Origin of the sequence: Pseudomonas sp. PA-4-8C (assembly GCF_021606625.1) — a bacterium.
GTDB lineage: Bacteria > Pseudomonadota > Gammaproteobacteria > Pseudomonadales > Pseudomonadaceae > Aquipseudomonas > Aquipseudomonas lactis.
The window spans coordinates 1-13,014 of the sequence record NZ_WKCD01000150.1 but is presented as its reverse complement, the minus strand read 5'-3'; the positions used below and the strand labels follow the sequence as shown (position 1 = coordinate 13,014).

The window sequence follows — 13,014 nt, the reverse complement described above, 5'->3', positions numbered from 1 at the left end:
CCCCGACAGCAACCGCCAGTTCCAAGCCCAAGTCTTGCCGTGACAGCACCTGCACCTTGGCTTGCGGGCTGATCTGCGTCTCGCCTTTGCCTGCATCCGTGGCCCGTGACAACGCGGCGCCCCATTGCACGGCAGGCATGGCGCTGAACGTGCAGGCGGGCGACACGTTGCTGTTGTGGGTACTCCCCGCGTGCCGCTGGGCGCTGTACCAGGCGTCGACGTTGCATTCCCCCGGCGCGTTGATCGCGCCGTCATCAACCACATAAGCGCCGCCTGCGGCTTGGGCTTTTGAAATCAACGCGACGACAAAGACCAGGCCCAGCGTCATGCCGATAAAGATCAAGTTGCGCTGCAATGCACGGCGCTTGGCCGGTGGCAGTAACAGCAAAGTTGGGCGAGCACCGCGAGAGTGGCGTGCGCGATATTTGGCAAACCCGTCGCGGCGTGCCGGCGTGTGTTTTTTGTGCATGATGCACCTCGCTTGAATTCAGCTTTCTACGGTCAGCACCGAAATGCCGCTGGCTTTGGCCTGGCAAACCAGCTCCGAGGTATCGTCACCGCCCGGCAGGGCGATGATCAGGTCGGGGCGGCTGTCGGCCAGCATGAAGTGGTTGCGCTGGCGTTCGGCCTGTTTGCCGTGGCGCTGCCAATTGGGTGGGTAGCGCACCACGTCGATACCGATTTCCCGTGCCCATTCCTCGATCTCACTGCCCAGGAACTGGTTGCCGCCGTGGATCAGTACCTGCACCGGGCGCAGGCGGTGGTAAGCGTCCAGCACATGGCGGGACTTTTTGGTGTCGGCGTAATGACGACCTGCACAGATCAACACGCGCATGAGCAAATCCTTGTATTGCACGCTGGGACCGGGCGGCCGCCAGCGTTTGAACGGCGGGGAGGGTCAGTACCACTGCTTGAAGCGGCGGATGTAGATCGTCTTCATCAGTTGGGCGACGCAGCAGTAAGCCAGCAACGTGCCTACCAGCCATGGGAAGTACGCCATCGGCAGCGGTTGCAGCCCCACCAGGTTGCCCAGCGGCGAGAACGGCACGTAGATGCCCAAGGCAATCACGATGCAGGTCATCATCAACACCGGCCAGGCGGCTGTGCTCTGGAAGAACGGGATCTTGCGGGTGCGCAGCATATGCACCACCAGGGTTTGCGAAAGCAGCCCCTCGATAAACCAGCCGGACTGGAACAGCGTCTGCATTTCCACACTGTTGGCCGAGAACACGTACCACATCAGCGCAAAGGTGGTGATGTCGAAGATCGACGAGGTCGGCCCGATCCAGATCATGAAGCGGCCAATGTTTTTCGCATCCCACTTGCGCGGCTTGGCCAGGTATTCCTTGTCCATCTTGTCCCACGGCAGGGCCAGCTGGGAGATGTCGTACATCAGGTTCTGCAGCAGCAGGTGGATCGCCAGCATCGGCATGAACGGAATGAACGCACTGGCCACCAGCACCGAGAACACGTTGCCGAAGTTGGAGCTGGCGGTCATGTTCAGGTACTTCATGATATTGCCGAAGGTTTCGCGGCCCTTGAGCACGCCCTCCTCGAGCACCATCAGGCTCTTTTCCAACAGGATGATGTCCGCCGATTCCTTGGCGATGTCTGTACCGCTGTCCACCGAAATGCCCACATCGGCATCGCGCAGCGCCGGTGCATCGTTGATACCGTCGCCGAGGAAGCCGACGGTGTGCCCGTTAGCTTGCAGGGCCTTGAGCACGCGGGATTTTTGCAGCGGCGTGAGCTTGGCGAACACCGTGCGTTCTTCCACACGGCGCAGCAAAGTGGCGTCGTCCATGGCTTCGATTTCCACGCCCAGCAGCGGCTGACCGGGTTCCAGTCCAACCTGGCGGCAGATCTTGCTGGTGACCACGGCGTTGTCACCGGTCAACACTTTGATCGCCACGCCAATCTGTTGCAGCGCCGCAATGGCCGGGCCTGCGGTTTCCTTTGGTGGGTCCAGGAAGGTCAGGAAGCCCTGGATCACCAGGTTGCGCTCGTCGCTGGTGGTGTACTGCTGGCGTGCCAGTGCTTTGGGGATATTGCGGGTCGCCACTACGAGTACGCGGAAACCGTCTTCGTTGTAGTCATTGGCGAGTGCCAGCAGGGCGTCACGACGGCGCTCATCCAGGGGCAAGGCTTCGCCGGCCTCCATGACGTGCGTGGCAATGCTCAGCATCTCTTCCACCGCGCCTTTGCACACCAGCAGATGGTCACCGGCGGCATCCTTGACCACAATCGACAGGCGGCGGCGTACAAAGTCGAACGGCAATTCGTCAACCTTGCTGTAGGCAAACGGCACCTGGAACTTGGGGTTCTGTTCCGAGAACTGCACCACCGCCTGGTCCATCAGGTTTTTCATGCCGCTCTGGTGAAAGCTGTTGAGCCAGGCCAGGGACAGCACGGCGTCATCGCGCTGGCCGAAGGCATTGACGTGATGCTCGAGGATGATCTTGTCCTGGGTGAGGGTGCCGGTCTTGTCGGTGCACAGCACGTCCATCGAACCGAAGTTCTGGATCGCATTGAGGCGCTTGACCACTACCTTGCGCTTGGCCATGGCCGTGGCGCCCTTGGCCAGGTTGGCGCTGACGATCATCGGCAGCATTTCCGGGGTGAGGCCGACGGCCACCGCCAGGGCAAACAGGAAGGCATCGCCCCAATCGCCCTTGGAGAAGCCATTGAGGAAAAATACGATGGGCACCATCACCAGCATGAAGCGGATCAACAGCCAGCTGACACTGTTCACGCCGCGGTCGAAGGCGGTTTGCACCCGCGAGCCGACAATCGCCTTGGCCAGGGAGCCGAAGTAAGTGCGCGGCCCCGTTGCCACCACCACCGCTTTGGCGCGACCGCTGACCACGTTGGTGCCCATGAAGCAGATGTTCGGCAAGTCCAGCAGGTTGCCTTGGTCGGCGGCGAGGGTAGAGGCGGATTTTTGCGTGACATCGCCCAGGGTGTCGTACTTCTCCACCGGCAAGGCTTCACCGGTCAGCACGGCCTGGCTGATAAACAGGTCACGGGATTCGATCAGGCGGATGTCGGCAGGGATCATGTCGCCGGCAGACAACTGCACGATATCGCCGGCCACCAGGTCGCGCATCGGCACTTCGCGCAAGGTGGGCTGGGCGCCAACCTGCTCGCGGCGCAGCACGGTGGCGGTGGTGCGCACCATAGCCTTGAGGGCCTCGGCGGATTTGGCCGAACGGTGTTCCTGCCAGAAACGCAGCAGGCTGCTGAGCAACACCATGGTCATGATAATGACGACCTTGGTCGGGTCAGCCTCTTCGCCTTCCTGCATCGGTAGCCAGCAGTCAGTCACAAAGCTGATGCCGCCCAGGGTCAACAGCACGTAGATGAACGGGTTGTTCAGGGCCTGCAGGAACTGGATGATCGCGTGTGGCGGCTTGTCATGGGCGACTTCGTTATAGCCTTCCCGTTGCAGGCGCGCCGAGGCGTCCAGTTCGGTCAGGCCGTCCTGGGTGGCCCGTACATTGGCGAGGGTGGCTGCTAGGCCATTGTGGGCTTCACGGGCGGCACGCATCGACAGCTTGGTGTCGGTGGCGGTGCCATTTTTTTTGTGCAGAGGCGTGTTTTTTACGGCGCTCATTGTCTGTACTCCTGTCGCCAATTCTCGACAAAACATACCCGGTACTTACCTGTAGACAGGCGAGCGAAAGCATGCCGAGTCGCGGACTTCGCGATCGGTTTAGATAAAGTGTTCACGTAACTTCTGAAGGGCCCGCTAACAGTGCGTTAATTAACTAACGTGCAGCGAGCTACTACTGGACTTGTTCATAAAGAACTCCAGGGGTATCAATAAGAAAGTTGTAGTTTGCCGCCAGGTCAGGCGGCGCGAGCGCTCAGGTAAAGACCGAACAGCAAGCGGGCTTGCGCCAGGCTGGAAACCTGGGGTCTCTGTGGGTCTTGAGGGTCGGCGTGATCCCAGTGCTGCACCAGGTGGCCGCTTTCAGGGCAGATACGCCAGTGGGCCAGCGGCGGTGCCGGACGCACTTTAGGGGAGGGTATGGCAAAGGTCGAGCGGGTTGACGAAAAGCCCACGGGCTCGCGGCACAGCTTGGCGCGCAGGGCGGCGACCAGTGTGCGTGTATCGGGCAAAACAAGGAGTTGGAAGGTCATAACACACCTCGGGACCGGACGGGCGACCGGTGAGGCAGTTACGGTGGAGCATCAAGCTCTAGCGCAGCTTACCGGACCTGGAACGCGAGTCCTGTCATATTCTGGGTTTGGCGCCCGACGCCCGCAGAGGCGGTGCTCGGACAGCGACTAGATACTGTGTCCATTGGCTTCTTTTGTGAGGTTTAAAAAAGGCCCCAGTTGCGGGCACGGGCAATCTACTCAGGGCGTCAGTGAATGTCAACGTATGATTGATTAAATTATCCGGTGTTCAGAGTTCGTTCAGATAAGAGGCGCGCGTAAGTTGTAGGTTGAATAACTTCATATACCTTGCGCGGCGAGGAGTGCCAGATAGATCAATACTAAACCGCAGGCCGCATAACTCACGCGTTGCCAAGTCGGTGATGCGTTTTTGCGCAGCAGGTTTACCAAGGCGGCAGTGAGAAAACACGAGAGCACCGACGCCAGCATGAAGCCGGCAAAAAACATCAGCGTTTGCCCGTGGCTGGGGGTGGTGCCGACAATCCCCGACAGGGCGCTGCCCAGGGCGCCCCAGTAGACGATGTTCTTCGGGTTGGCCAGGGAAATCGCCGCGCCCACCGCCAACGCATTTTTGCCTGAGCTGGCAGGGGCGTTGCCGGTTGCGGGTAGCTGCCAGGCATCGATCAGGCTGCGGATGCCCAACCAAGCCAGGTACAGCGCGCAGATGATTGTGAGTGGTACCCGCACTGCATCATGCTGGATCAGCAGTGCGATACCGGTGAGGCCAATCACGGCCCAGACGGCGTCGCCCACCAGCGAGCCGAACTGCACCAGCAGGGCCGGTGTGAAGCCATGGAGCAAGCCGCGGCGCAGGGTCTCTGCCAGTACGGCGCCGGGGGAAAGGCAAAATACGAAGCCGAATACCAGCGCATAAACAAAGATCGACAGCATGCTCAGTTCCTTTCGAGAAAGTGCCAGAGCATACGTCAGTCCGGGAAGGGGATACCACGTCCTCTGTAGGAACGTTCGCGATGGCGGTATGTCAGCCACTCAATCTTCAACTGAACCACCGCCTTCGCAGGCAAGCCAGCTCCCACACTAGGCATGCATTGCCCACAGAATCAGCGTCTGTCACAGGTCCCTGTAGGAGCGAGCTTGCTCGCGAGAAGCGTCAACGATAACGCGCGTTTCCTGAATGAACGCGGTGCTTATGAGTTTTTCCGAGCAAGCTCGCGCCTACAAAGGCTGCGGTGTTGAGGCAATGCGGTCGATTTCAGCCTTCAATTCATCCGACGATAAACTCGCAAACGGCAGTGCAAAAAACGCCTTGCAGCGTGCAGCGATAATGTCGAGGGTGGCCGTGAATGCCGCCTCTACCTGCGCCTCGTTACCCTGCACCTCGGAAGGGTCTTCCAAGCCCCAATGCGTCTTCACCGCTGGGCCGAAATACACCGGGCACGCTTCACCGGCCGCTTTATCGCATACGGTGATGACTACATCCGGCGGGCTGTCTTCAAAGGCGTCATTGCCTTTGCTGTACAGGCCGTCAGTGCTGATGCCCGCCGCCTGCAACGTGGTCAGACTGCGTGGCAGCACCTGCCCCTTGGGGAAGCTGCCAGAGCTGATCGCCTCGAAGCCCGACGGTGCCAGGTGGTTGAACATCGCCTCGGACAAGATGCTGCGGCAGCTGTTGGCGGTACACATGAACAGGACTTTCATGGGGCGTTCCTTTAGAGGCTCAGGCGCAAGGCGAGGGCGGCGAGGGTGATCAGCAGCACGGGCAAGGTCAGCACGATCCCGACCTTGAAGTAGTAACCCCAGGTGATGGTGATGCCTTTGCGCGCCAGGATGTGCAGCCACAGCAAGGTGGCCAGGCTGCCGATAGGCGTGATTTTCGGGCCCAGGTCGCTGCCGATCACATTGGCGTAGATCATCGCGTCCTTGACCACGCCCACGGCATGGCTGGACTCGATGGACAACGCGCCAATCAGTACCGTCGGCAGGTTGTTCATGGCCGAGGAGAGCAGCGCCGTCAGTACCCCGGTGCCCATGGCCGCGCCCCACACGCCGTAGGTGGCGAAGGAGTCGAGCCAGGTGGCCAGGTAGTCGGTCAGGCCGGCGTTGCGCAGGCCATACACCACCAGGTACATGCCCAGGGAAAAAATCACGATCTGCCAAGGCGCTTCCTTGAGGACTTTGCGCGTTGAAATCTTATGGCCCTTGGCGGCAATCACCAGCAGCAGCACGGCGCAGACGGCGGAAATCGCACTGATGGGAATACCCAGAGGTTCCAGGGCGAAACAGCCGATGAGCAGAATACCCAGTACCCACCAACCAGCGCGGAACGTCGCAGGGTCATGGATGGCACTGCTGGGGTCTTCCAGGTCAGCCGGGTCGTAGGTTTGGGGAATGTCCCGGCGAAAAAACCACAGCAGCACTGCCAGGGTCGCAGCCACGCTGACCAGGTTCACCGGCACCATCACGGCAGCATATTCGTTGAAGCCGATCTTGAAATAGTCCGCCGAAACGATATTCACCAGGTTCGACACCACCAATGGCAGGCTCGCCGTATCGGCGATAAACCCGGCGCCCATGACGAAGGCCAGGGTCGCCGTCGGCGAAAATCGCAAGGCCAACAGCATCGACATCACGATAGGCGTCAGGATCAACGCCGCACCGTCATTGGCAAACAGCGCCGATACCAGCGCACCCAGCAGCACCATATAAGCAAACAACCGCCGCCCGCGACCACGGCCCCAACGCGCCACATGCAGGGCTGTCCAGGCGAAGAAGCCTGCCTCGTCCAGCAACAAGCTGATGATGATCAACGCGACAAAGGTACCGGTGGCGTTCCAGATGATGTGCCACACCACCGGAATGTCCGCCAGGCTGATCACTCCGCAGGCCAGCGCGAGGATGGCGCCCAACGTGGCACTCCAGCCGACGCCCAGGCCCTTGGGTTGCCAGATGACCAGCACGATGGTGACGAGGAAAATCGCAATTGCGACAAGCATGAATAAAAGCTCCGATGGCTCAGCAGCAGGTGCTGGCCCGTTGTGGTCGGTCGCCCATTGCATTCAGACGCAGTGCGTCGTCCTGCAACCATGGCTGGTTGGCTTGCAGAGTGATGTCCAGCACCTGAGTGACCCAAGCGGGCAGTGCCGGATTGATGCGGTAGTAGATCCATTGCCCTTGACGACGGTCCACCAGCAGGCCGCAACTGCGCAATTGCGCGAGATGGCGGGAGATTTTTGGCTGGCTGTCGTCCAAGGCATGGATCAACTCACACACACAAAGTTCGCCCTCGCGCAGGATCAGTAAGGTCACCCGTGCACGGGTGCCATCGGCCAGGCATTTGAACAGGGCGGTCGGGATGAGGAGGTCTGACATGATCAAGGACTTTTCAAGTAGGTACATTCGAATATACGTATTTCCATATATATCGGTCAAATCTTGTTTCAATTGATATGGATCAAATGCCTTTGAAACCGCCACAACTGTTTGAAATTAAAATGAAACACAAATGTCCTAACGTGCCTGCCCATTGCTGATGAAGGAAGACCCCGCGTGACCCGAGCCACCCGCAACCTGCGCAAGACCCTGGATTCCGTCGCGGAAAATAACGAAACCGCGGCGTTTGACCTGATGCGCGCCGTGGAAAAACTCGGCGATGAAGTGCTGCGCCAACGCCTGCTCAATACCATCCACCGACTGAACCAGGATGCCTACGAATTGCGCGAGGCCCGGGATTCGGTGGAGCAGGTGTCGGTCAAGCTCGCCTGAGCAAGATCGTTCAAGACACGCCCTCGTTCGTGCTGGCATGCTTGTCGACTGTCTGTCGATGAGCCGTTTCCATGTCCACTGCATTACCTCATTACGCCTTCACCCGCGGCGCCATCGCCGTCATTCCCTTGTCCCTGGCCTGCGCACCCTGGGGTTTGCTGGCCGGCTCGATGGCTATCGACGCGCAATTTACCCCGCTGCAAGCCCAAGGCTTGTCTGCCATTGTGTTTGCCGGCGCCGCACAACTGGTCGCCATTGGCATGGTCAAGAGCGGTGCCAGCCTGATTTCCATTGTGTTGACCACCTTGCTGCTGACCTCACAGCATCTGCTGTATGGCATGCACATGCGTCCTACACTGTCTTCGCTCAACACCCGCTGGCGCATGAGCCTGGGGTTCTTGTTGACCGATGAATTCTTTGCCCTGGTCAACCACTATGACCGCGAGACTTTCAATCGTTGGTATGCGCTTGGCGTCGGCCTGACGTTTTACCTGATCTGGAACCTCTTCACCCTCGCCGGCATTGTGCTGGGCAAGAGCATTCCCGGCCTTGATCAATTGGGGCTGGAGTTCTCGATTGCCGCCACCTTTATCGCCTTGATCACCCCCGTGGTGCGCGATGTACCCACGGTGGTATGCGTGGCGGTGGCACTGCTGTGCTCAGTCTGGCTGAGTTATTTGCACTGGGAATCGGCGGTGGTGGTCTCTGGTGTGTTGGGGATGAGCGCGGGGTTTGCCTGCAAGCGGCTGGGAGTGGGGCAACGATGATTTACCTGATGATTGTGGCCATGGGCTTGGTGGTGTTCTTCAACCGTTACCTGTTTATCGAGCCACGCTTGCCGGTACGGCTCAATCGCGGCGCGCGTGAATTCTTGGGCTTCGCCGTGCCGGGCATGCTCACGGCGATCTGCGGGCCGATTATTTTCCTGGCGGACCATCAGCTCAACCTGAGCCCGACCAACCCTTACCTGCTGGCCGGCATCTGCGCCATGGCGTTGATGTACTGGACGCGCAGCGTGTTGACCACCGTGCTATTGAGCATGGCGCTGTTCTATCTGTTCCGTTGGTGGTTTTGATACCCAGGCAAAAAAAAGCCCGCGGGGTGGCGGGCAGAAGGGAGACTTCTAAAAAATGAGCCTGGCCACTATAGGCGGCGTGTTGGCTCTTCACAGTGAAACAAAGTTCATGGGCGCATCAGTTGGCCTCGGCACAGTGGTAGAGTCACGGTTTTTCCAAGGAAGCAATGGCATGCACAAAGTGGTAATGGGCGTATTGATACTGGCGGCACTGGCCGGTTGCGCAGGTTCGAAGATGAAAGAGGCGCGCGCAGGCAGCCCCTACAAGACCCTGGCGTCAGACAAGGCCACCCTGGTCGTTGCCCAGTGCATCCAGTTCGGCTGGCAGGATGAAAGCGTGTTCGGCGTCGATGCCGGCGGTTTCAAGGAAGCGACCGAGGCGGGTGGTTTTACGGTGTACACCACCGGTGGCGATTACTTTGTCGATGTACTCAGCACCGGCGCGGGTTCTACGGTCAACTATTATGCTGCTCAGGACAATATGCCGGCCAAACGTCGCCTGGCAGCACTGGCCACTTGTCTGTAAGTCGGTTGCCTTAGTCATATTCCGAAACGCCTGGCGGGACAGCCGCCGGGCATTGGCTTATGATTCACTCGCTCGTTCGACGTGATGGCTCTTTACCGGTACACGGATGTCGAGGCTTAAACGTCGAACGAGCTCCTCCACCCCACCTCAACGGGGCATGAAACCCAAGTGCCAGCGTCGCGGAATCAACAGTGTCGTCACCCCTAGGCCTGCGGCCAATGCACCACTGACCCACAGTGCGCGCAGGCCCATTTGGTGTTCCAGCAGCGCACCGATCACAGCGCCAATGAACATCCCACCCCACGGAATCAATTGCACGCGCCAGCCATTGCGGCGCTCGCCCAATAACCAACGGCCCAGCCCGCGACCAAAGCGTGACAGCGCCCCGGTGACGTAGGTCAGCCCCACCGGTAACCCGTTCACCTCCTCGACGGCCGCGTTGAGCATGCCCATGGCAATGATCGCCGCGAGCAACGCGGGCAAGGTGTCGGTGGCAGGCCACAACGCCGCAGCGCAGAGCAAGGCGCCGATGCACAGCAGTAAGGGCAACGCATGGCGCTTGCTGAAACGGCTGACCAGCACACCCAAGGCATTGCCGACCACGAAGGTGACGACCAACAACACCAGCCGTCCGGTGAGCCCCAGGTCGCCCACGCTGATAGCCACCGCCAGGCGCGTGGTGTTACCGCTCATGAACGAGACGAAATCGCCGCTGGCCATAAAGCCGATGGCATCGGTCATGCCCGCCAGCACCGACAGACAGGCCACCAGCATCAAGCCCACCCGCCCGCGCCAGCGCTGTCGAAGGGCGAGCGTGACATTGGCGTAAGGCTTGCGGGACGAAGGCAGCATGGGGCCGGTTTCCTCGGTGAGATTATCCGGCCACTACCGTAGGATGCTTTGCCTGTCCGCGCAATGACCTCAGACACGCTCCAGTTGCCAGCCGGTGGCGTGCCACGCCAGATGGTGAGTCGGCTCGATCGCCTGCAAGAATGCCTCGTCATGGGACACGGCCAGCAGCGCGCCGGTAAACCCCTTCAATGCCTGCTCAAACGCTTGCACTGACTCCAGGTCCAGGTGGTTGGTGGGTTCATCCAACAGCAGCAATTGCGCCGGTGTTTCACGCCACAAGGCTACGGCCATCGCAGCTTTCAAGCGCTCGCCGCCGCTGAGTTGCCCTGCCGGCTGCGTAACCCGCAACGCGTCCAACTGCAACAACGCCAGACGTGTGCGCAGTTCGGCTTCGGCCAGGGGCGTCTCGAGCAGGTTAAGTTGCTCGACAAGGCTGCGACGGTCGTCCAGCAGCGCCAGGTGCTGATCGATGTACGCACTGGGCACCGCTACGCTGCACTCGCCACTGACCGCCTGCCAGTGGCCGGCTAGCAGTTTGAGCAAGGTCGATTTGCCGCAACCGTTCGGCCCACGTACGGCAACGCGAGCCGGGCCTGTCAGGTTGAGCGTCAGGTAGCTGGCGGGTGCCAGCGGATCGAGCCAAGGCAACTGCGCCTGTTCCAGCACCAGTACCTGGCGACCATTGGGGACGCTCGAGCCTGGTAATGCGAGCAGTGTGGGCGTCTCATCCACCACGCGCTCGTAAGCTTGACGTACCTGGGCGTCGAGTTGGTTTTTGCACGCATGATGGGCACTGCGCACGTTGCTGACGACTTCCTTTGCCGCGCTTTTCCAGCGTGCCCTGGTAAAACGGTCGACGTTGGCGGTCTCGGCCTGTTTACGTGCGCGTGCGGCGTGGCGCTGCAGGTCGTCGTGATCTTTTTGCAGGCGCCGACGCTCGCGGCTGCGGGCCAGACGCGCCTGCTCCCACGCGGCCATCGCGGCCTGCTGGTGAGTATCGCGTTGCTGGCGATAGGCATCGTAGTTGCCGCCATAGACCTGAATGCCCAGGGGCGACAGCTCAATGATGCGACCCATGACGTTGAGCAACTGTCGATCATGGCTGACCACTACCAGCCCGCCGCGCCAATCGCGCAACACATGCAACAGCCAATCGCGTCCGGCAGCGTCAAGGTGATTGCTGGGTTCATCCAGAATCAGCAACTGCGGCGCCGCCAACAACGCCCCGATCAGCGCGACCCTGGCCAGTTGGCCGCCACTGAGTTGATCGGCCGGGGTACTGGCGCTGAGGGTTGGCAAACCCGCTGCATCCAGCGCGTGACGCAGGCGTTCGGCCAGGTCCCAGCGGTCGTCGATCAGCTCCAGGTCACCGAGGCGTGCATCGCCCCGGGCCATGCGCTCAAGGGCAGCCAAGGCCGCGGCAGTTGCGGTGATATCGGCGATGGTTTGCCCTGCTTGAACCGCGATGGCCTGGGGCACATAGGCAACATTGGCGGGTTTTTTCAGGGTGCCGGAGGAGGGCAGTAGCACGCCGGCCATCAATTTCGCCAGGATACTTTTGCCCCGTCCATTGCGCCCCACGATACCGGTAGGCGTTTGATCAACGGACAGGTTTACGTCCGCCAGCAAGGTTTCGCCATTGGCGAACTGGAAAGACAGGTGTTGCAGGGAAACAAGCGCGGGCAGCCGTTTGACGTCAGTCATCAGCACCTCCAAAAAATGTCGAACAGGCCAACAAGCGCGCCAGGCGGCTCGTTGCAGATACATTCTGGAAGGCTTAGATGTTCACGTCGGCGGTCATCCCGTGAGTCAGAAGGGAGGCAGAGCCTAACCCACGTTAACTTTGTGCGGCAAGTCTTCGGCCAGTTTTTCCAAGAACATCGCCAGTGCGACCTCTTCGGCTTTCAGGCCTTTGCGCACCCGCGGCTTGGGCAACTTCGACAATTGGCCGAGGCTGAAATGCTCAAGCACCGCCGGGTGGATATAGCACTTGCGACACACCGCCGGCGTGTTGCCCAACTGCCGGGCGACATCCTTGACCATCGCCACCACATGCCGCTTGGCGTCGGATTCGGGCTGCCACGCCAACTCGCGCAACACCGCCAGCGCCATCGCCGTGCCGGCCCAGGTGCGGTAGTCCTTGGCGGTAAAATCTTCGCCGGTCAGGCTGTGCAGGTAGTCATTGACGTCCTGGGAGCTGACGGTATGCCGCTCACCGTCTTCGTCCAGGTACTGGAACAGGTTTTGCCCCGGCAATTCCATGCAGCGCTTGACCACCCGCGCCAGGCGCCGATCCTTTACGCTGACTTGATGCTCCACGCCACTTTTGCCACGAAACTGGAACTGGATCTCGCTGCCCTTGATGTCCACATGGCGGTTGCGCAGGGTGGTCAGGCCGTAGGACTTGTTCTCGCGGGCATATTGGGTATTGCCGACGCGGATCAGCGTGGCGTCCAGCAACATCACCACCGTGGCCAGCACTTTTTCGCGGGTAAACCCGGGTTCGGCGATTTGCGCTTCGAGCTGTTTGCGCAATTTGGGCAAGGCGGCGCCAAAGGCCTGCAAGCGCGCATACTTGTCGCTGTCACGCACCTCGCGCCAGCGTGGGTGGTAGCGGTATTGCTTGCGGCCACGGGCGTCGCGGCCGGTGGCTTGC

The 13,014-nt window shown here is 60.4% G+C and carries 14 protein-coding genes and 1 pseudogene; 4 read left to right on the top strand and 11 right to left on the bottom strand.

The window, feature by feature from the left end:
- The 8 genes and pseudogenes from GIW04_RS19775 to GIW04_RS19740 form a co-directional block, all read right to left on the bottom strand.
- Window positions 1-469, bottom strand: a pseudogene (locus tag GIW04_RS19775) (hypothetical protein); the annotation flags it as partial.
- Window positions 470-487: 18 nt separating this feature from the next.
- On the bottom strand, window positions 488-835 hold the full coding sequence (locus GIW04_RS19770; RefSeq protein WP_003191350.1) for a DUF2493 domain-containing protein: 348 nt from the start codon (window positions 833-835) through the stop codon (window positions 488-490).
- A 63-nt stretch (window positions 836-898) separates the two neighbouring features.
- A complete protein-coding gene (mgtA, locus tag GIW04_RS19765; protein WP_120248086.1) occupies window positions 899-3,613 on the bottom strand; it encodes a magnesium-translocating P-type ATPase in 2,715 nt (904 codons plus the stop codon).
- A gap of 236 nt (window positions 3,614-3,849) precedes the next feature.
- Complete coding sequence (locus GIW04_RS19760; protein WP_120248085.1) at window positions 3,850-4,143, bottom strand: hypothetical protein; 294 nt, start codon at window positions 4,141-4,143, stop codon at window positions 3,850-3,852.
- A gap of 318 nt (window positions 4,144-4,461) precedes the next feature.
- Window positions 4,462-5,073, bottom strand: a complete 612-nt coding sequence (locus tag GIW04_RS19755) for a LysE family transporter (protein ID WP_003191345.1) — start codon at window positions 5,071-5,073, stop codon at window positions 4,462-4,464.
- A 285-nt stretch (window positions 5,074-5,358) separates the two neighbouring features.
- Window positions 5,359-5,841, bottom strand: coding sequence for an arsenate reductase ArsC (locus tag GIW04_RS19750; RefSeq protein WP_003191344.1), 483 nt, complete (start codon window positions 5,839-5,841; stop codon window positions 5,359-5,361).
- 11 nt (window positions 5,842-5,852) lie between these two features.
- The gene (locus tag GIW04_RS19745; protein ID WP_034135045.1) at window positions 5,853-7,136 is read right to left on the bottom strand and encodes an arsenic transporter; all 1,284 of its coding nucleotides are present in this window, start codon (window positions 7,134-7,136) and stop codon (window positions 5,853-5,855) included.
- Between the two features lie 19 nt (window positions 7,137-7,155).
- Window positions 7,156-7,512, bottom strand: a complete 357-nt coding sequence (locus tag GIW04_RS19740) for a metalloregulator ArsR/SmtB family transcription factor (RefSeq protein WP_003191341.1) — start codon at window positions 7,510-7,512, stop codon at window positions 7,156-7,158.
- A 177-nt stretch (window positions 7,513-7,689) separates the two neighbouring features.
- On the opposite strand from GIW04_RS19740, the gene GIW04_RS19735 reads away from it, so the two are divergent.
- The 4 genes from GIW04_RS19735 to GIW04_RS19720 all read left to right on the top strand — a co-directional run bounded on the left by GIW04_RS19735 (window position 7,690) and on the right by GIW04_RS19720 (window position 9,506).
- The gene (locus tag GIW04_RS19735; protein WP_003191339.1) at window positions 7,690-7,905 is read left to right on the top strand and encodes a hypothetical protein; all 216 of its coding nucleotides are present in this window, start codon (window positions 7,690-7,692) and stop codon (window positions 7,903-7,905) included.
- 71 nt (window positions 7,906-7,976) lie between these two features.
- Window positions 7,977-8,672 carry an AzlC family ABC transporter permease gene (locus tag GIW04_RS19730; protein ID WP_120248084.1) on the top strand — a complete coding sequence of 232 codons (696 nt, stop codon included), beginning with the start codon at window positions 7,977-7,979 and terminating at the stop codon, window positions 8,670-8,672.
- Entirely contained in the window at window positions 8,669-8,980 is a 312-nt protein-coding gene (locus GIW04_RS19725; protein WP_120248083.1) for an AzlD domain-containing protein, read from the top strand. The genes GIW04_RS19730 and GIW04_RS19725 overlap by 4 nt, the downstream gene beginning before the upstream one ends.
- A gap of 172 nt (window positions 8,981-9,152) precedes the next feature.
- Window positions 9,153-9,506, top strand: a complete 354-nt coding sequence (locus tag GIW04_RS19720; protein WP_057711349.1) for a hypothetical protein — start codon at window positions 9,153-9,155, stop codon at window positions 9,504-9,506.
- A 147-nt stretch (window positions 9,507-9,653) separates the two neighbouring features.
- Here the strand turns inward: GIW04_RS19720 and GIW04_RS19715 are convergent, their stop codons facing one another.
- The 3 genes from GIW04_RS19715 to GIW04_RS19705 all read right to left on the bottom strand — a co-directional run.
- Window positions 9,654-10,358, bottom strand: coding sequence for a YoaK family protein (locus tag GIW04_RS19715; RefSeq protein ID WP_120248082.1), 705 nt, complete (start codon window positions 10,356-10,358; stop codon window positions 9,654-9,656).
- A 69-nt stretch (window positions 10,359-10,427) separates the two neighbouring features.
- On the bottom strand, window positions 10,428-12,062 hold the full coding sequence (locus tag GIW04_RS19710) for an ABC-F family ATP-binding cassette domain-containing protein (RefSeq protein ID WP_120248081.1): 1,635 nt from the start codon (window positions 12,060-12,062) through the stop codon (window positions 10,428-10,430).
- A gap of 123 nt (window positions 12,063-12,185) precedes the next feature.
- On the bottom strand, window positions 12,186-13,014 hold an 829-nt coding region (locus tag GIW04_RS19705), incomplete at its 5' end, for a DNA topoisomerase IB (protein ID WP_236479141.1).